We start from the raw sequence: 17921 nt of genomic DNA, 5'->3' as shown, positions 1-17921 counted from the left end.
GAAGGCGAGCGGCACGTCACATCCGCCCGCGTCGCTCGGTAGACTCTGGCCGACCCGCAGCACCTGGCCGCGGCGGGTCGGCGGAGGGCACATGACGGCATCACAGCGTTCGACCGTGGACGGTTCACCACCCCCGGGGTGGGTTCGAGGACCCGCCAGCCTCGCGAAGGCGCTCACCGCCGAGCTGGTGGAGCGCATCGTCGGAGGGACCTACGAGCCGGGCAGCGTGCTGCCGCCGGAGCCGGTGCTGTGCGAGACCTACTCCGTCAGCCGGACCGTCGTGCGCGAGAGCATGAAGATCCTGCAGGAGAAGCGACTGGTCCAGGTCCGGCAGGGCAGCGGCACGGTCGTCAACCCGCCGGCGATGTGGGACATGCTCGACGAGCTGGTGCTCGCCGCCGCGATCGCCGTGGACGAGGACCTGGCGGTCCTCGACGACGTCGTGGTGACCCGCCGGCTCCTGGAGTCCGACATGGCGAATGTCGCCGCCCGGCTGGCCGACGCGGAGGCGCTGCAGCGGATGCTCGCGTGCGTGGAGCTCATGGACGGCACCGTCGAGGACGCCGACACCTTCCACCAGCACGATGCCGCCTTCCACGACGTCATCATGCAGACGTCCGGCAACCGGATCGGCCGGGCCGTGGTGCGGTCGCTGCAGCACCAGGTGGCCAACATCGACCGGTACGTGGGCAGGACGGACCGCGCGCTGCGGGAGGAGGCCAACCGCGGCCACCGACGCATCTACGAGCGAATCGCCGCGCAGGATGCGGCAGGTGCGGCGGAGGCGATGTTCGCGCACATCACGGACGCGTGGCTGGTCCGGCGCGGCGAAGGCGCAGACCCCGGCCGGCTGCACCGGTAGCGGCATCTCGACGGCGACTGTCGCCGCACCGCGATGCTCCAGCCCGCCCCCACGCGCCTGGTTGTCGCGATGACGCGACGCCGACGGGCGGGCGGTCTTTCCGGAGTGGCGTGCCACGGGTTTCAATGTGCGTGAATAGCGGGACCGAGTCAAGGGATCGTTGGTCTTCGGTATCGCATTCTTATCCATTGGCGCATTGGGACTCATTCACCGTCCCGCGGATAACGAAAATTGCGTGAGCATCTGGTCCCGCCGCAGGATGCGCTGCGGCTACTGCGTGCAGCGCCCGGTCCGTCCTCATATCCCGGCCCCTCGTCCGACCTTTGTTCAAGGGGGTCGGTGGGCCTCCCCGAAAGGTGTGGAGACCCCGTTGCGCGAACCCGCGTTCCTGATCCTTCGCCGCGCCGGCGTCGACCGGACTGCCCCGCCCGCCGCTGTTGGTGCTGCTGCCCCAGATCGTCCTCGGTGTCGTCGCGCTCGGCGCGGCGGGCCGGCGCTCCTGGTGGATCGACCGGCGCTCAGCCGAGCGGCGCAGATCGCCGGCAGCGGCATCCCGAACAGTGGCCGCAGCGGACGGTGCTTGGCGCACCGGTGACGACCGTCGATGATGGGTGCATGACGGCCGGCGTGGAGCAGGTGCTGTGGAGTCACCACACCGACGAGCCGGCGCCCGGGCGGCCCCGCGCGCTCCTGGCGGGTGCGGCGCTGCTCATGGTCGCTGTGTTCGGGATCGCCGGTGGTGTGCGGTCACCTGGTCTCGTGCCGCTCCTCGGGCTCGCGCTGATCGCTGGGCCATGCCTGCTGCTCGCGCATCTGATCAGGTCACGCCGTCGGAGGATCTCGCGGGTCTGGACGGAGCCGGGCCGGCCGGGTGTCGTGCTGGTGCGGCGCGCCGGTGGGGTGGTGCAGGCGATCAACCCGGCGCGGGTCAGGCGGATCCGCGTGGTGCGCACCACCGGCTCGTACCGCGACGAGCGTCCCGGCGAGCCCGGCGAATGGCACAGCTATGCCCTCGTCCGCATGACGCTGCGCGCCGGGCTCGTCTGGTACGCCACGCCGGATCAGACGCTGCCGGACGGCACGGGCGCGGCGCAGTTCAGCGGGCGGCTGGCGGCAGCGTTCCCGAACGCCCGGATCTCGCAGCGCGACCTCCACCTGAGCTCGCAGGACAGCGCCGAGTAGGCAGGCACGGCTACGGCCCATCGTGCGCGGCACCGCCGAGCCCAGCGCTCGTCGCGGGCGCCGGTTACCGCGCGTCGCGGAGGAACGGCTCGAGCAGTTCACCAGCTCGGGCGCGGATGTGGGCAGGGTCGCCGCCCTCCTCGATGAGACTGGACGCGCTGTACACGATCGCGTTGATCATCTTGGCGGTGGTGGCCGGGTCCGGCAGGTCCATCGCCCGCAGCGCGTCGACCAGCGGATCGGACAGCTGCTCGTGCATGACGCGACTGCTGTCGTCCAGCTGCTGACCAGGCGCGATCGCGGCGAGGGCGCGGGCCACCGCGTGCTCACCCTCGGCAACCAGCTCAAGGTTGGTGTCGACGTATGCCAGCACCTGCGCGTCCGGCGCGCCCGCCGCGGCCATCGCGTCGGTCACCCGGGTCGACCAGCGGGGGAACACGTCCTGGATCAGTGCGTCGAGCAGGTCCCGGCGAGAGCGGAAGTACTCGTACGCCGAGGAGCGGGCCAGACCGGCGCGACCGGCGACCGCCGCGAGTGACGGAGCGGCGCCCGGCTCCTCGGCCAGGATGGCACGGGCCGCGTCGAGCAGCGCGCGATGCTTGACGGCGCGGTGCTCAGCGACGGTGGGCGCTGAGATGCGCGGCACCGTGCCTCCTTCAGTCGCCTAGCCGGACAGCTTTCCGTCGACCATTTCTACCACCCGATCGCAGTGCTGGAGCACATCAGTGTCGTGCGTGACCATGACGGTCGCCACCCCGGCGCGTTTGGTCTCGCGGGCCAGCAACTCGACCACTTCGTGGCTGCGTGCCCGATCGAGTGCCGCTGTCGGCTCGTCGGCCAGCAGCAGCGACGGGCCGCCGATCAGCGCCCGGGCGATGCCGATGCGTTGCCGTTCGCCGCCGGAGAGCTGGTGCGGGCGCCGGTGCGCCTTGCCGGCCATGCCGACCTCGGCAAGCAACTGTGCGGCGTCCTGCGCCCCGGTCCGGCGCCGGTTGAGGTGCTGGATGAGCCGCAGCTGGTCGATCGCGGTCAGCGCCGGGATGAGGTTGCCGTTCTGGAAGACGAAGCCGACATGCTCGCGCCGGAAGGCGGTGCGCGCCGCCGGCTTCATGGCGGCCAGATCGTTGCCGTCGACGGTCACGCCGCCCTCGTCCGGCACGGTCAGCCCGCCGGCCACGGCAAGCAGGCTGGACTTGCCGGCGCCGGACGGCCCGACCACCGCCACGAGTTCGCCGGGCGCGACGGTGAGGCTCACCGCGTCCAGCGCTTTGATGGTGTCGTCGCCGTCGCCCAGGCGCAGGGTCACCCCGGCCAGGCGCAATCCGGTGCGGGTCGCGGTGTCGAGTGTCATCGTTGTGCTCCCAGAGCGGTCAGCGGGTTCACCGTGGCGATACGGACGATGGCGGTAGCCGCGCCGAGCAGGCCCAGCACGATGAGCAGCCCGGCCGCGGTCGCGACGGCAGGCAGTTCCAGGGTGAACGGCACGTCTCCGCCGGCTACGAGGGCGCCCATGCCCAGGCCGGCCAGCACCCCGGCGGCGCAGGCGGCCAGCAGGATGAGCAGTGCCTGGACAAGGCCGTCGCGCAGCAGGTACGCCCGGGACGCGCCGATCGCTCGCAGGACGGCCAGCTCCTGCCGGCGATGGATGGTCCATACCGTGAAGAACGCGCCCACGACCAGGGCTGAGATGGCGTACAGAAAGACCTGGATGAGCGTGAGGGTCGACGTCTCGGCGGTGTAGCCGGGCGAGGTCGCGAACGAGTCGGCGAGCGTCAGGCTGGTGGTGCCCGCGGCGGCGTCCCCGGCCGCGAGGTCCAGCGTGGCGCCCGCACGTGCCTTGATCGCCACCGCGGTGGCCTCACCGTCGGCGCCCGTGTGGATCCGGCGCCAGGTGTCGAGCGGCAGGTAGGCCACGTCGACGTGCCCGAACGTCCGCTGATCGGCGGTGGCCCCGACCACCGTGAGCCGCACGCCGAGCCGGTCGATGGTCACCGTGTCGCCGAGGCGCAGCCCGGCGTCGAGCAGCGTGTTGGAGACGACCAGCCCGTCCGCGCTGCCCAGCCGCGATCCGCTGGCCGGCGCCGGGTCCAGGAACGAGCCCGGTCGCACGCCGAACAGCGCCAGGTCGATCGGCGCCCCGGCGCCACTGTGCGCGTTCACCAGCATGTTGCCGAACGGCTCGGCCGCCTCCACGCCGGGCTGCCCGCGCCAGGCCTCCACCTGCTTCTCATCGACGACGCTGCGCGAGAACGCGCCGTCCACCCGGGTTCCCTCGGCGAACCCGAACGCGGTGACCGGCATCCGCCGCAACCCCGACACGCCATCGTTCACCAGCCCGGACGACAGGCCGGACAGCAGCACCATGAGGACCGCGATCAGCGCCACCACCGCCCCCATCAACGCAAACCGAGAACGCGCGAACCGCAGCTCACGCAACGCCAGGAACATGACCCCTCCTAGGATTTACCGACAGCGTGTCGGCAACTATACCGACACGCTGTCGGCAAGCTGCGCGGGAGAGGTGGACGGACGGCCGCGGCGCCTCGCAGCCGGGCGGCGTGGGCTGTTGTCGCGTTGCGGCAGGACTGAGGCCCGGCCGCCATGACCTCGACATTCGACCGAAGCGCCAGGGGCTCACCGGTCAGCGTGGGAGCGGGTCGCGACGAGGCCGGCTGGAACGCCCGGGCGTGTGACGGGGTGGCTCGGCTGTCCGCACACTGAGGCGGGCGCTGAGCTGGTTTCCGCTGTGCGCCGACGTACCGCGCAGGTCAGGGCGGGGCGGTGGCGGAGAGGTCGGCGGGGTGCCCTCAATACACCGGGAGCGGTCCGCGCGGCGGTCGGTGCCGGGCCGGCGCTGTCCGTGACACGCCAGCGGGGGTGGGTCGGTGCTGTCCGTGACAGGCCGGTGAGGGTGGGCCGGCGCTGTCCGTGACAGGCCGGCGAGGCTGGGCGGCGTGCCGCGCCGGCCAACGCGACGACACCCACCCGGCGCCGGTGTGGCGGGGTGGTGGCTCGGCTGTCCGCAGGCCGTGCGGGCAGCCGAGCCGGGCAGCGCTAAGCGCCGACGTACTGGGCCAGGTGCTCGCCGGTCAAGGTGGAGCGGGCGGCGACCAGGTCGGCGGGGGTGCCCTCGAAGACGAGGCGGCCACCGTCGTGGCCGGCGCCGGGGCCGAGGTCGATGATCCAGTCGGCGCGGGCCATGACGGCCAGGTGGTGCTCGATGACGATGACGGACTTGCCGGAGTCGACGAGGCGGTCGAGGAGCTTCAGCAGCTGCTCGACGTCGGCGAGGTGCAGGCCGGTCGTCGGCTCGTCCAGGACGTAGATGCCGCCCTTCTCCGCCATGTGGATGGCCAGCTTGAGGCGCTGGCGCTCGCCGCCGGAGAGGGTGGTCAGCGGCTGGCCGAGGGTGACGTAGCCGAGGCCGACGTCGGCCATGCGGTGCAGGATGGCGTGGGCGGCGGCCGACTTCGCGTGGCCGGCGGCGAAGAACGCCTCCGCCTCCGTCACCGACATCGCCAGGACCTCGCTGATGTCCTTGCCGCCCAGCTTGTAGTCGAGGACGGCGGCCTGGAAGCGCTTGCCCTCGCACTCCTCGCAGACGGTGGCGACGCCCGCCATCATGGCCAGGTCGGTGTAGATGACGCCGTTGCCGTTGCAGTTGGGGCAGGCGCCCGCCGAATTGGCGCTGAAGAGGGCCGGCTTCACCTTGTTGGCCTTGGCGAAGGCGGCCCGGATCGGGTCGAGCAGGCCGGTGTAGGTGGCGGGGTTGCTGCGCCGGGAGCCGCGGATCGCGGTCTGGTCGACGGAGACGACGCCCGCGCCCTTGGGCACCGAGCCGTGGATGAGGGAGCTCTTGCCCGACCCCGCGACGCCCGTGACGACGACCAGCACGCCCAGCGGCACGTCGACGCTCACGTCCTGCAGGTTGTGCCGGGACGCGTTGCGGATCGGCAGGGCACCCGTCGCCTTGCGCGGGTCGGCCTTGAGCACCGCCCGATAGTCGAGGTGGCGGCCGGTGAGCGTGTCGCTGGCCCGCAGGTCCGCCACGGTGCCCTCGAAGCAGATCGTGCCGCCGGCGCCGCCCGCGCCCGGGCCGAGGTCGACGACGTGGTCGGCGATCGCGATCGTCTCGGGCTTGTGCTCGACGACGAGGACCGTGTTGCCCTTGTCGCGCAGGCGCTGCAGCAGCCCGTTCATCCGCTGGATGTCGTGCGGGTGCAGCCCGACGGTCGGCTCGTCGAAGATGTACGACACGTCGGTGAGGCTCGACCCGAGGTGCCGGATCATCTTGGTGCGCTGCGCCTCACCGCCGGACAGCGTGCCCGACGGCCGGTCCAGCGACAGGTAACCGAGACCGATCTCCACGAACGAGTCCAGCGTCTGCTGCAGGGTCACCAGCAGCGGCCCGACCGCAGGGTCCTTGATGCCGCGGACCCAGTCGGAGAGGTCGCTGATCTGCATCGCGCACGCGTCGGCGATGTTGATGCCGTCGATGCGCGACTCCAGCGCCGCCTTGTTGAGCCGGGTGCCGTTGCACTCGGGGCAGGCCGTGAACGTGACCGCCCGCTCCACGAACGCGCGCAGGTGCGGCTGCAGCGCCTCCTTGTCCTTCTGCAGGAACCCCTTCTGGACCTTGGGGATGAGCCCCTCATAGGTCATGTTGATGTTCTCGATCTTGACCTTCACCGGCTCCTTGTACAGGAAGTCGTGCAGCTCCTGCTCGGTGTAGTCGCGGATCGGCTTGTCGGCGTCGACGAAGCCGGACGCGGTGAAGATCCGCACGAGCCAGCCGTCGACGCTGTAACCCGGGATGGTGATCGCGCCCTCGCTCAGCGACTTGTCCCGGTCGAACAGCTCGTCGAGGTCGATGTCGTTGGCGGTGCCCATGCCCTCACAGCGGGGGCACGCGCCGGCGGGCACGTTGAAGCTGTAGTGGAACGACGGCCCGGCGCTCGGCACGCCGAGGCGGCTGAACACGATCCGCAGCATGGCATTCGCATCGGTCGCGGTGCCGACCGTGGAACGGGAGTTGGCACCCATCCGCTCCTGGTCGACGATGATCGCCGTGGTGAGCCCTTCGAGCAGGTCGACGTCGGGCCGGCCCTGGCTCGGCATGAAGCCCTGCACGAACGCGCTGTAGGTCTCGTTGATGAGCCGCTGCGACTCCGCGGCGATCGTGCCGAACACCAGCGAGCTCTTGCCCGATCCCGACACCCCGGTGAACACCGTCAGGCGGCGCTTCGGGATGTCGACGCTGACGTCCTTCAGGTTGTTTTCCCTGGCCCCGTGGACCTTGATCAGGTCATGACTGTCTGCCACATGCACCGGGCCACCATAGCCGGACCCCCCGACATTTTCGGCCGCTACATTGCGCCCATGACACGTTGGGAGAAGTTCGACGACGCGGGCGCGGCGCTGCCGGCGAGCCCCTTCGAGGAGTTCGACGTCGAGTTCGATGCGGCTCTCGTATGGCGCGGCGACGTCCACGCCGACGGCGACTTCACCGGCGGCGGCCTGTACAGGATGGCCGGCATCGGCGGCACGGACGAGCTGACGGCGTTCGTGATCGACGGTGACCTCACCGTCGGCGGCACGCTGGACCTCGACGTCCTCAACCGCCGCTTCGGCGAGACCACGCCCGATCTCGTCGACGGCCTGGCCCGCGACGGCAAGCCGCTCCTGCGGCGGTAGGTTCACAGGTCGCGGCGGTGGAAGGCGAGGGCGGACAGCGCGAGGACGACGCCGGTCCAGAGCGCGGCCCAGGCGACGTACGCGGGGGTCAGGCCGGTCTGGCTGAGGAACGGGTGGCCCTCGAACGCCTCGCTGAACTGGCTGAGCAGGGTCGGGTCCTGGAAGGCGTGCATCGCGCCGCGCCACAGGCCGTCGGTCGGCAGGAGCATCTTGGAGACGGTGCCGACCTGGGCGAGGCTCGCGTTGCCAGGGACCGCAGCACCTTGCGCCGCGCCGCCTCCTGCAGCGTGAGCGAGGCGATCGTCAGGACGGTCATCGGTCCTCCGTCTTGGCGCGCAGGATGTCCAGCAGGCGTTCTTCCAGCGTGATCCGGGCCGGCTCGACCGCGTGGACGCGCACGCCGAGGCCGACCAGGTCGCGGACCAGGTCGGGGATGAGGGATTCGGCCGGGTCCGCGGGCAGCGCGACCGTGAACTGGTCGCCGGTGGAGGTCACCGCGCCGGCCTCGGCGAGCCGGGCCGAGGCCGCCGGGGACACGCCGTCCAGGCGCAGGTGCAGGGACCGCCGGCCGAGCAGCTCGGGCAGCGTACCGGCGGCGGCGACCCGGCCCTTGTCGAGGATGACCACCCGGTCGCAGACGCGCTCGACCTCGCCGATGAGGTGCGAGTTGAGCAGCACGGCCACCCCGCGCTCCTTCAACGCCAGCAGCAGGTCCCTGACGTCGGCGCGGCCGAGCGGGTCGAGGGCGCTCGTCGGCTCGTCGAGCACGACGAGGTCGGGGCCGGCGACCAGGGCGACCGCCAGGCCGGGCCCGCGGATGTGACACCGTTGCGCGGGTGTTCGACGACATGGTGTGGGACTCGGTGCGGCTCCTCGACGCGCACCACCGCGCGGACGACGACCGGCCACGCGACTGGTTCGCGGTGCTGCTCGCGTTCGGGCGGCAGTTCGACGGGGCGATCACGCACTTCCGCGACATCGACCTGTTGCGGCGGCGGCGGTTCGTGTACGGGTTCCCGCTCGACCGGCACCCCGACTACGCGCGGCGACGCGGGTACTTCGACGGGTTGACGGAGTTCACGGCCCTGCGCACGTTCGACGAAGAGGCCGAGGACTTCGACGGCTACGACTCGGAGCTGGAGGACGGCTACGTCGAGCCGCCGCTGCTGTACTGCGACGCCGGCACCGCCCTGTGGCAGCGGATGGTCGACGCCGGGGAACTGACCGGCGCCGACGCGGTCCCACCGCGGCCGGTGCTACTGGTCGACGCCGTCCTGGCCGTCGCCGAGGCCGCCGAGCACGCCGGCGACGTGCGGCTCATCGCACTCTGGTACACCCTGGGCCCACACATTCTCGTCGGCGGCGAGGTGACCGCGGACGTCGCCGACCAGGTGGGGCGGCTGCGGGAGATCGTGGTGCGAACCGGGGCGATGTCGGTGCCGCTGCCCGACGGGCACCGCCCGACCGACGAGCAGGTGCTCGCGATGGACGACGAGGCCGCGACGTGGTGGTACCTCTCGGTCACGGCGTAGAGGACCACCAGGTGGCCGGGGACGCCACCGTGAAGCCGAGCGACTCGTACAAGGGGCGGCCCAGGCGCGACGCGGTCAGCGTGACCGGCACCCCGGTGAGGTGGGCGAGGGAGCCGAGCATGACGGCCCGCCCAACGCCGCGGGAGCGGAACTTCGGCGGTGTCCCGACCCAGTAGTGGCTGCCGAGCCCGTCGTCCAGGACGGTGACGCACGCGCCGGCGACCTCCCCGTCGAGCCGCGCGACGAACACGTCCACCCCGGACTGTTCGATCAAGGCGCTCGGGAAGAGTTCGCCGCTTTTGTACGGCGTGAACCGGCTGAGCTCGAAGCCGTCGATCACGGCCCGCTCGGCCGACTGGAGATCGACTTCGGCGCGGACTCGGAAGACGTCCATCGCCGGCACGCCCACGGGCCCCGGCCGGCGCAGCATGACGGGCATCTGCCAGGTGCGCATGCCGAGGTGGGTCAGGTCGGTCGCGCTGAACGGGTCCTCGACGTCGACCGGCCCGGGTGCCTGAGCCGCCAGGTCCGTGATCTCGGCGACCTCACCGGCGTCGAGCCCGGCCCGCTGGATCAGCACCCGCACGCCCGCCCGCGCGTCGCCCACGACGGCGAGGTACCCGGGGCGGCGGACCACCTCGTGCCCGCGGGCCCGTCCGGTCGCGGCCCAGAAGGCGGCGGAGTTGCGCGCCTGCCGCAGCGGCGCCTCCTCGATCGTCGTCATGGTCCCCATCCTTGCCGAATCTTCACGGTTCCGGCGCCCCGCCCCCACCGGCCGCCGTTACCGTCGCGCTGGTGCCCCTGACGTTCCCCACCCACCCCGCCGCCGTGCTGCCGCTGAAGGTGTGGCGGCCGCGCTGGTTCGACGGGGTCGCGCTCGTCACCGGGTCGGTGGCGCCGGACCTCGCGTACGTGCTGGACGGCTCCGGGCTGCCGGTCTGGCCCCTGTCGCACCAGCTGCCCGGGCTCGTCGCGTGGTGCCTGCCGGTCGCCGTGGCGGTCGCGTGGCTGACCCGGCGGGCGGCGCCGGCGCTCGCCGCGCACCTGCCGGGGTCCGGCGACTACGGGGTGCTCGGGCCGCACCGGCCGGGGTGGCCGGTCACCGTGTCGTCGGCGCTGCTCGGCGCGGCGAGCCATCTGGCCCTCGACCGGCTGGAGGTCGTGGTCCCCTGGTCGGAGTACGTGATGCACGTGCTGGGCGCGCTCGGCCTGGCCGCGACCGTCGGGTGGATCCGCCGCGGCCGGCTGCTGCGACGCTGGCACGGCGACCCGCCACCGCGCCGCCGCCGGCCGCCGCTGTTCTGGACGGTGGCCTGCGCGGTGACGCTGCCGCTGGCCGCGCTCACGCCGCTCCTGCCCGGGGCGTCGCTGCCGCACACCACCGGCGCCAGGCTGCTGTGCGCGGTGGCCGCGGGACTGCTCGCTGCGTCGTGGGCGGTATCGTCGCGATCATGACGGCTGTGCGGGGGTTCCTGGTGCCCGGCGAGGACTCCCTCGAATGGTGGTGGCGGCTGCGGGCGCAGCACCGCGGGACCGGGCTGTGGCCGGTGCTGATGACGCCGGAGACGCCGGACGAGTTGACGCCGTTCCGGATCCGGTCGCCGGAGGATGAGGCGGCCCTGCGGTACGACGGCGCGGCGCTTCTCGCGGGGTGGTTCGAGGGGCGGCTCGCCCGGTACGGCGGCGACTACGCCGACACGCTCCGCGCCGAGCTGCGCGGCGAGGGTGAGTGGCGGCCGCGGCCGGAGCTGCCGGGGTTCGGCGTCTCCGAGTACGCCGAGGAGGTGTTCGTCGCGCTGGTGCCCGTCGCGGCGCCGTGGCAGGTGCCGCTCGCGCTGCACTACGGCGGGTGGAACGAGTACCCGACACCGGCGGAGCACGCGGCGATCCTGAAGCACTTCCACGCCCGGTACGGCGCCGAGCTCGTCGCGATGACCGGCACGACCGCCGAGTTCACCGTGAAGTGGCCGCCGCGGGACCGGGCCGGCGCGCTGCGGCTCGCCGCGGAGTACCGGGTGTACAACGACGGCGAGTACGACTACTACGGCGCGGACACGCTGACCGACCTGGCCGTCAGTCTCAGCCACGCGACGGTGTGGCGCGCCTGGTGGGACTGAGCTCGGCTACGCCGACCTGGCCGTCGGCCTCGGCCATGCGGCGGTGTCGGCGCGCCTGGTGGGACTGAGCTCGGCTACGCCGACCTGGCCGTCGGCCTCGGCCACGCGGCGGTGTCGGCGCGCCTGGTGGGACTGAGCCCGGCTACGCGGTCAGGACGACCCGGCCGACCTGGCCGCCGGTCTCCAGCACGCGCAGCGCGGCCGGGGCCTCCGCCAGCGGGAACGTCGCCGCGACGTACGGGCGCAACCGTCCCTCGGCGGCGGACCCGAACAGTCCACTGAGGACGGTGCCGGCCCACGCCGGGTCGGGCGGGCCCGCGGCGAACAGGTCGGCGGTGGCGGCCCGCCGCCCGGGCGACGCCGCGGCCCACGCGTCGAACTGGGCGGTCAGTGCGGCCTGCCGGTCCGCGGGGTCACCGGTCGCGTCGCGGGTGAAGTTGTGCCCGTACGACACCAGGATCCCGGCGGCGCCGAGCTGGTCCCACGACTCCGCCAGGTTCGGCCCGCCGATCGAGTCGAACACCGCGTCGACGCCGCCCGGGGCGAGCTGCCGCACCCGGGCGGAGACGTCCTCGGTCCAGTGGTCGACCGGCTCGAAGTCCAGGTCCGTGGTCTCGGCGAGCTGGCGGGTGCTCGACACCCCGATGACCCGTACACCGGCCTGCCGCGCGAGCTGGACGAGCGTCGTGCCGACCCAGCCCGGCGCGCCCGGCACCACGACCACCTGACCGGGCTGGACGCGGGCCACGTCGTGCAGCATGTACCGGGCGAGCAGGCCGGGATAGGCGAGCGCCACCGCGTCGACGGCGCCGAGCGGCTCCGGCACGGGCGTGAGCGCGCCGGCGTCCACGGTCACGTGGGTGGCCCAGGCGCCGCCCGGCACGACGGCGGCGACGCGCTGGCCGACGAGCCGCGGGTCGGCCGCGTCGCCGGTCGCGGTGACGACGCCGGCCAGGTCTCGGCCCGGCACCATCGGGTACGCGCGGCGGTCCAGGCAGGTGCCGCGCCGCATCAGCATGTCGTCGAAGGACATGCCGCTCGCCTCCACCTCGACGAGCACCTCGTGCGGCGCCGGCACGGGCACCGGCCTCCGGCACGCCAGCATGCCTTCGGGCTCGACGGGACCTGGCAGGACGATCTCGACGGCGGGCACGCCGGCCACCGTACGCGACCCTCGCCGTCCCGGAAAGGCGCCTGTAGCGGTCCTGTAGCGGTCCTCCGGCGGTCCTTGAGGGGTGCCTCGCCGCGCTGTACTGGTACAGCGCCGCCGGGAAAATCCGGGCTTCCCGGTTTCCGGTGCGGCCCGTGCGGTAAACCGAGGAGTATGGCTGACGGATACTCGTTCGTCGTCGTGGCGAACCGGCTACCCGTCGACCGCACCACCGACGAACACGGCGAGACCCAGTGGACGCGTAGCCCCGGTGGGCTGGTGAGCGCCCTCGAGCCGATCGTGCGCAGCTCCGGCGGCGCCTGGGTCGGCTGGACCGGCGCCCCCGACGACGACACCGGGCCCGTCCAGATCGACGGCATCCAGCTGCGCCCGGTGCCGCTGAGCGCCGAGGACGTCGACCGCTACTACGAGGGCCAGTCCAACTCGACGGTCTGGCCGCTCTTCCACGACCTCGTGGAGCAGCCGGTGTACCGCCGGGACTGGCGGCAGGCGTATGAGGAGGTCAACCGGCGCTTCGCGCAGGCCGCGGCGGACGTCGCGGCGGAAGGCGCCAGCGTGTGGGTGCACGATTACCAGCTGCTGCTCGTACCGGCGATGCTGCGGCGACTGCGTCCGGACCTGCGGATCGGGTTCTTCCTGCACATCCCGTTTCCACCGGTGGAGCTCTTCATGCAGCTGCCGCGGCGGGCCGAGCTGCTGCGCGGCCTGCTGGGTGCCGACCTGGTCGGGTTTCAGCGCCCCCTCGCCGCGCAGAACTTCCTGCAGCTCACCGACCGGCTCCTCGGCCTCCACCCGTCCGGTGACTCCGTGGTGTACGAGGACCGCACCGTCGTGGCACGCGCGTTTCCCATCTCGATCGACATCACGGAGATCGACCGGCTCGCCGCGTCGCCCGAGGTGCAGGAGGCGGCCGGCCGGCTGCGCTCCGAGCTGGGCGGCGACCGGCGGATGCTGCTCGGCGTCGACCGCCTCGACTACACGAAGGGCATCGAGCAGCGCGTGGAGGCGTTCGGCGAGCTGCTGTCCGAGGGCGCGGTGTCCAGCGACGAGGTGGTCCTCGTCCAGGTCGCCACCCCGAGCCGCATGCGGGTCGCGCAGTACCAGCAGCTGCGCGAACGGGTCGAGCGCGAGGTCGGCCGGATCAACGGCGAGTTCGGCGAGGTCGGCACGATGCCCGTGCACTACCTGTTCCAGAACCGGTCCCGCGAGGAGCTGGTCGCCCTGTACCTCGCCACCGACGTCATGCTCGTCACCCCGCTCCGCGACGGCATGAACCTCGTCGCGAAGGAGTTCGTGGCCGCCCGCCGCGACGCCCTCGGCGCCCTGGTCCTCAGCGAGTTCACCGGCGCCGCCGCCGAGCTCGACGAGGCGTTCCTGACCAACCCGCACGACGTCGAGGACCTGAAGCGCGCCATCCTCGCCGCCCTGGCCGCTCCACCCGCCGACCGCACCACCCGCATGCGCACCATGCGCGCCCGCATCCAGTCCCACGACGTCGACCAGTGGGCCCGCGAGTTCCTGGACGCCCTCGGCGTCCCCGTTCACCAGTAGTCCGGCAACACCTCGCTGATCAGGCCGAGATCCCGCTCATCCTGCCCGCTCGCCCAGAGCAACGCCTGCGGAGCCGGCCCGTCGATGCGCACCAGCAGCCCCGGCGCCGCGTACCAGCGCACGGGGGACACGGCTTCACCGGCCCACATCGGATACTCGGGGAACGGCATCCGGCGCAGCCGCGCCAGGACGGCCGCCAGCACGTCTTCAGCCAGGTCACCGGCGCTGAGGACGTGCCCCGTGCTGAACAACGACTCGCTCAGCACCATCTCGACCGCAGCGAGCGACACGCGGTCCAGGAACGGCAGCCACGCTCGGCCTGTCCGGCCTGTTCTGTAGACCACCGGCGGGTCCGCCACTGGAGATCGTCGCGGCGGATGCCCCAGTGCGCGCAGGACTGGTTCTCCCGCCGCACGAAGACCACGCCTGTCCGGCGTCGCTGACTCCATCGCCCATCGCGGTGACCGCGTCGAACCCTGCAAGCACGCCGGAGTGTAACGGTTGGGGCAGCGTTGGGTTATGTGGCGGGCGCGGGCTGGACGCGGTTTTGGGGCGTTGGGAGAATGGTGGGGCAGCGCCTACCGGGGGGAGGCGGCAAGTGCCACGACCCTACTTTTCTTTGTCAGCCCCAGATGCGGGCCGTTCCACGGTCTCTGGCTCGATCGACTCGCAGGCGCGTCTCGCGGCGTCGGCTGCTGCGTGGGAGCGTCGGCGTGAGGAGCAGCGCCGGGTCAGGGCGGAGTTTGCCGAGGCCCGCGCGCACGGGCTGCGGGCCCGCCACGCGGCGAAGCTGACCCGCCTGCGCAACGCCCGGGTGCTGGCCGGCGAGCCCGCGTCACCGCCGTGGTCCGCGGTGCGCCCGGCTCCGGCTCCCATGCGTCCGGCAGCGGTGTCCTACCTGGCAGTCATGCGGTCATGTCTGGCCGCCCGCGAGGAGGTCGCCGAGGGCGGACATGGCACGGGAGTTACCGGCGTTGGCCGCCCGGCGGAGCCAGCGCTCCGCCTCGTCGACGGCACCGCGGTCGCGGAGGAGCTCGCCCAGGCTGCACATGGCGAAGTCGTTGCCCGCCTCGGCACCCCGGCGGAGCCAGCGCTCGGCCTCGGCGGTGGCACCGCGGTCGCGGAGGAGCTCGCCGAGGCTGTCCATCGCGTAGGTGCTGCCCGCCTCCGCCGCGCGCCGGAACCATGTCTCGGCCTGGCCGGCGTCGCCGAGGTGGGCGAAGAGGCTGCCGAGGCGGCTCATCGCGTATTCGTCGTCGCCGGCCCGCCGGTACCAGGCCTCCGCCTCGGCAGGGTCGTCGCGGGCCCGGTAGAGGTCACCGAGGTTGCAGATGGCGACGACGTAGCCGGTGCCTGCGGCGCGGCGAAACCAGGTCTCGGCACCGGCCTGGTCCCCGCGGTTCAGGTGGAGATCGCCGAGTGTGCTCATGGCGAACGGGTCGCCAGCGTCAGCGGCGCGCTGATACCAGAACTCGGCCTCGGCCGTGTCACCGCGCTTCCGCAGCAGGTCGGCGAGCTTCACCATGGACAGCGTGCGCCCAGGGTCGGCGGCGACGGCCCGCCGGTGCCACGCTTCGGCCTCACCCGGGTCGGCAGGCGGCTGGTCTGCGGCGGCGGCGCGGTCGGGTCGCAGCCAGCGGCGCCAAGGGCTTCGGCTCACACCAGCCATCGTCGCGCACCCCCGCCACCGCCAGCATCACCGCCAACCGCCGCACCGTCGCCCCTGGCCGCCTCGGGACCGCGTCCAACGCTGCGACCGTCCAGCAATTGGGTGCAGCCGTGCCGAACACCGCACGGCTGCCGAGCGCCACCCGCGAGCTGATGCGCCGGCGCTGGAGCCCGGTGCGGCGGTGCTACGGCCGGGCGCGGCGGTGTCGAGCACTGTGCGGTTGCCGTGCGCTGCCCTCGAGTCGGTGCTGTGGCTGGGTGTGGTGGGTGGTGAGTGCTGTGTGGTTGCTGCGCGCTTCCGAGGCGTCATGGCTGGGTGCGGCTGTGACGGGCGCTGCAACGGTCGTCGCGCGACGGAGCCGAAGGTGGTGCGGCGGGGCTGTGGCTGGGTGGGGTGGTGGGTGGGGCGTTGTCGCGGGCGGGGGTCAGCGGTTCTGGGGGAGTGGGGCGGTGGTGCGGTTGGCGGGTTGGGGGTGGCGGAATTCGTTGGAGAGTTCGCTGAGGGTGGTGTTCGTCCAGCGGACCGCGGCGAGGTAGAAGGATGCCAGCGCGGTGGGGTCGTCTATGGTGACCGGCGGGGCGGCTCCGGCCGGGTGTGCGGACTCGGCAGGTTCAGTCGTGGGACCGGCGTTCCCAGCTGTGCCTGCGCTGCCAGCTGTGCCTGCGCTTTCAGCGAAACCGTGCGGTCCGGCGGGGCCAACAGGTTCCGCAGGTTCGGCGGGTTTGCCTGGTCCGGCAACCCCAGTGAGTCCGGCAACCCCAGTGAGTCCGGCAACCCCAGTGAGTCCGGCGCTCCCGGTGGGCCTGGCGTTCCCGGCGGGTTCGGTGCTCCCAGTGGATCCGGCACTTCCGGCGGGTTCGGTGCTTTCGATGGGTTCCGTGCTTCCGGTGTGGCTGCGGGGGGTGGACGCGGGGGACTGGTCGGAGGGGGAGGGGGTTGTGTAGGCGCGGACGGTGGTGAGGACCTGGCCCAGGGGGCCGGCGCCGGTGAGGAGGGCGGCGGTGAGGGACGGGTCGAGGGGGACGCCGTTGAGGACGCGGGTGGTGGGTTCGTTGAACAGGTCGGCGACGGCGGACAGGAGGCCGCCGATGTACGCGGGTTCGCCCGGAAGGGAGGCGGCCTCGGCGAGGAGTTGGCAGCAGCGGGCGCGGATCAGCAGGTGGCTCAGCTGCTCGGGGTCGGCCTCGGTGATGTCGGCGACGACCATCAGGGTGACCCACTGGCGCAGGCGGGTCAGGCCGAGGGCCACGACCGCGTCGCGGATGGAGGAGACGGTGCGGTTGAGGCCGAAGGACGCGGCGTTGGTGGCTCGCAGCAGGCGCAGGCTGAGACCGGCGTCCTGGCCGATGAGGGGGACGAGCGAGTCGACGTCGACGTCGTCGGTGCTGAGGGCGGCCATGATGCGCAGGCGGGCGAGGCGGGACGGGGCGAGCGCGACGGTGGAGCTGACGTGCGGGCGGCCCAGGACGTGGCCCTGGAAGAACTCGAAGCCCAGGGACATCGCCAGGTCGAGGGCCTCGGGGGTTTCGAGGCGTTCGGCGATGAGCTGCAGGTGGGCGTGCAGGCGGCAGTTGACGACGGTCGCGCGGATCGTGGCCTCGTCGGAGTCCAGCATGTCGATCTTCACGTAGGTGGCGACGTCGAGGAGGCGTTCGTGGCTGGTGCCGAAGACGAAGTCGTCGAGGGCGATGGTGTACCCATGCTCGTGCAGGGCGGTGACGCCGGCCAGGACCTCCTCGTCGACGTCGGTGGTCTCGAGCACCTCGAGGACGGCCTGGCTGCAGTCGAACGGCAGCGGCAGGTGGCCGGTGAGGAAGTCCCGGGTCAGGTTGATGAAGCAGACCTGCCCGCCGGAGACCTCGTCGAGGCCGAACTCCGTGAACGCCGCGACCAGCACCCTGGCGGTGGCGTGCGCGTCGCGGCGGGAGGCGGTCGCGGCGGTCGCGCCGGCGCGGAACAGCAACTCGTGCGCGACCACGGCGCCGTCGCGGTCGTAGATCGGCTGCCGGCCGACGTGGACCACATGCTGCTCGTCGTCAGGCTGGCTCACCCCGTCATCTTCGCCCGGAAATCCCCCTGATTACCGCAAAACAGAGGAATACGGACCCGGTCGCGCGCAGGAGGTGACGCCGCCCGAGGGGTC

General features: G+C 72.5%; 18 protein-coding genes. 7 read left to right on the top strand and 11 right to left on the bottom strand.

Translation table 11 applies throughout. The features are described from left to right. Positions 1-91: 91 nt before the first annotated feature. Both AB0I21_RS04130 and AB0I21_RS04125 read left to right on the top strand, forming a co-directional pair. Positions 92-862 carry an FCD domain-containing protein gene (locus AB0I21_RS04130; RefSeq protein WP_360558937.1) on the top strand — a complete coding sequence of 257 codons (771 nt, stop codon included), beginning with the start codon at positions 92-94 and terminating at the stop codon, positions 860-862. Positions 863-1477: 615 nt separating this feature from the next. Beyond that, positions 1478-2044, top strand: a complete 567-nt coding sequence (locus tag AB0I21_RS04125) for a hypothetical protein (protein WP_360558935.1) — start codon at positions 1478-1480, stop codon at positions 2042-2044. Positions 2045-2108: 64 nt separating this feature from the next. Here the strand turns inward: AB0I21_RS04125 and AB0I21_RS04120 are convergent, their stop codons facing one another. From AB0I21_RS04120 to AB0I21_RS04105, 4 genes are all read right to left on the bottom strand, one after another. Then, the gene (locus AB0I21_RS04120) at positions 2109-2690 is read right to left on the bottom strand and encodes a helix-turn-helix domain-containing protein (RefSeq protein WP_360558933.1); all 582 of its coding nucleotides are present in this window, start codon (positions 2688-2690) and stop codon (positions 2109-2111) included. Between the two features lie 18 nt (positions 2691-2708). After that, positions 2709-3350, bottom strand: coding sequence for an ABC transporter ATP-binding protein (locus tag AB0I21_RS04115; protein ID WP_360558931.1), 642 nt, complete (start codon positions 3348-3350; stop codon positions 2709-2711). 41 nt (positions 3351-3391) lie between these two features. After that, positions 3392-4492 (bottom strand): ABC transporter permease, encoded by a 1101-nt coding sequence (locus AB0I21_RS04110; RefSeq protein ID WP_360558930.1) that lies wholly within the window; start codon positions 4490-4492, stop codon positions 3392-3394. A gap of 606 nt (positions 4493-5098) precedes the next feature. Beyond that, positions 5099-7372: an excinuclease ABC subunit UvrA gene (locus tag AB0I21_RS04105; RefSeq protein WP_360558928.1), complete on the bottom strand. Its 2274-nt coding sequence runs from the start codon at positions 7370-7372 to the stop codon at positions 5099-5101. 51 nt (positions 7373-7423) lie between these two features. Between AB0I21_RS04105 and AB0I21_RS04100 the strand changes: the two genes are divergently transcribed. Further along, positions 7424-7738, top strand: coding sequence for a hypothetical protein (locus AB0I21_RS04100; RefSeq protein ID WP_360558926.1), 315 nt, complete (start codon positions 7424-7426; stop codon positions 7736-7738). A gap of 2 nt (positions 7739-7740) precedes the next feature. On the opposite strand, the gene AB0I21_RS04095 is transcribed toward AB0I21_RS04100, so the two are convergent. Further along, entirely contained in the window at positions 7741-7947 is a 207-nt protein-coding gene (locus AB0I21_RS04095) for a hypothetical protein (protein WP_360558924.1), read from the bottom strand. Between the two features lie 103 nt (positions 7948-8050). After that, a complete protein-coding gene (locus AB0I21_RS04090) occupies positions 8051-8506 on the bottom strand; it encodes a hypothetical protein (protein ID WP_360558923.1) in 456 nt (151 codons plus the stop codon). A 68-nt stretch (positions 8507-8574) separates the two neighbouring features. Between AB0I21_RS04090 and AB0I21_RS04085 the strand changes: the two genes are divergently transcribed. After that, entirely contained in the window at positions 8575-9270 is a 696-nt protein-coding gene (locus tag AB0I21_RS04085; RefSeq protein WP_360558921.1) for a hypothetical protein, read from the top strand. Here the strand turns inward: AB0I21_RS04085 and AB0I21_RS04080 are convergent. After that, positions 9260-9994 (bottom strand): GNAT family N-acetyltransferase, encoded by a 735-nt coding sequence (locus AB0I21_RS04080; protein ID WP_360558919.1) that lies wholly within the window; start codon positions 9992-9994, stop codon positions 9260-9262. The genes AB0I21_RS04085 and AB0I21_RS04080 overlap by 11 nt on opposite strands. A gap of 71 nt (positions 9995-10065) precedes the next feature. Here AB0I21_RS04080 and AB0I21_RS04075 point away from each other — a divergent pair, with 71 nt between their 5' ends. Continuing rightward, positions 10066-10725: a DUF4184 family protein gene (locus AB0I21_RS04075; protein WP_360558917.1), complete on the top strand. Its 660-nt coding sequence runs from the start codon at positions 10066-10068 to the stop codon at positions 10723-10725. After that, entirely contained in the window at positions 10722-11387 is a 666-nt protein-coding gene (locus AB0I21_RS04070; RefSeq protein ID WP_360558915.1) for a DUF4253 domain-containing protein, read from the top strand. Before AB0I21_RS04075 ends, AB0I21_RS04070 begins: the two co-directional genes overlap by 4 nt. A gap of 142 nt (positions 11388-11529) precedes the next feature. Here the strand turns inward: AB0I21_RS04070 and AB0I21_RS04065 are convergent, their stop codons facing one another. After that, the gene (locus tag AB0I21_RS04065) at positions 11530-12540 is read right to left on the bottom strand and encodes a zinc-binding dehydrogenase (RefSeq protein ID WP_360558914.1); all 1011 of its coding nucleotides are present in this window, start codon (positions 12538-12540) and stop codon (positions 11530-11532) included. 171 nt (positions 12541-12711) lie between these two features. Between AB0I21_RS04065 and AB0I21_RS04060 the strand changes: the two genes are divergently transcribed. Next, a complete protein-coding gene (locus AB0I21_RS04060) occupies positions 12712-14109 on the top strand; it encodes a trehalose-6-phosphate synthase (protein WP_360558912.1) in 1398 nt (465 codons plus the stop codon). On the opposite strand, the gene AB0I21_RS04055 is transcribed toward AB0I21_RS04060, so the two are convergent. From AB0I21_RS04055 to AB0I21_RS04045, 3 genes are all read right to left on the bottom strand, one after another. Further along, positions 14100-14399: a hypothetical protein gene (locus AB0I21_RS04055; RefSeq protein WP_360558911.1), complete on the bottom strand. Its 300-nt coding sequence runs from the start codon at positions 14397-14399 to the stop codon at positions 14100-14102. The two genes, AB0I21_RS04060 and AB0I21_RS04055, sit on opposite strands and share 10 nt — an antisense overlap. A gap of 623 nt (positions 14400-15022) precedes the next feature. Then, the gene (locus AB0I21_RS04050; RefSeq protein WP_360558910.1) at positions 15023-15769 is read right to left on the bottom strand and encodes a tetratricopeptide repeat protein; all 747 of its coding nucleotides are present in this window, start codon (positions 15767-15769) and stop codon (positions 15023-15025) included. A 433-nt stretch (positions 15770-16202) separates the two neighbouring features. Continuing rightward, positions 16203-17828, bottom strand: a complete 1626-nt coding sequence (locus tag AB0I21_RS04045) for an HDOD domain-containing protein (RefSeq protein WP_360558908.1) — start codon at positions 17826-17828, stop codon at positions 16203-16205. Between the last annotated feature and the right edge of the window lie 93 nt (positions 17829-17921).

The organism is Dactylosporangium sp. NPDC050588 (assembly GCF_040654975.1).
Classification (GTDB): Bacteria; Actinomycetota; Actinomycetes; order Mycobacteriales; family Micromonosporaceae; genus Dactylosporangium; species Dactylosporangium maewongense.
The sequence above is the reverse complement of the archived record's forward strand: the minus strand, read 5'-3'. Positions and strand labels throughout refer to the sequence as shown.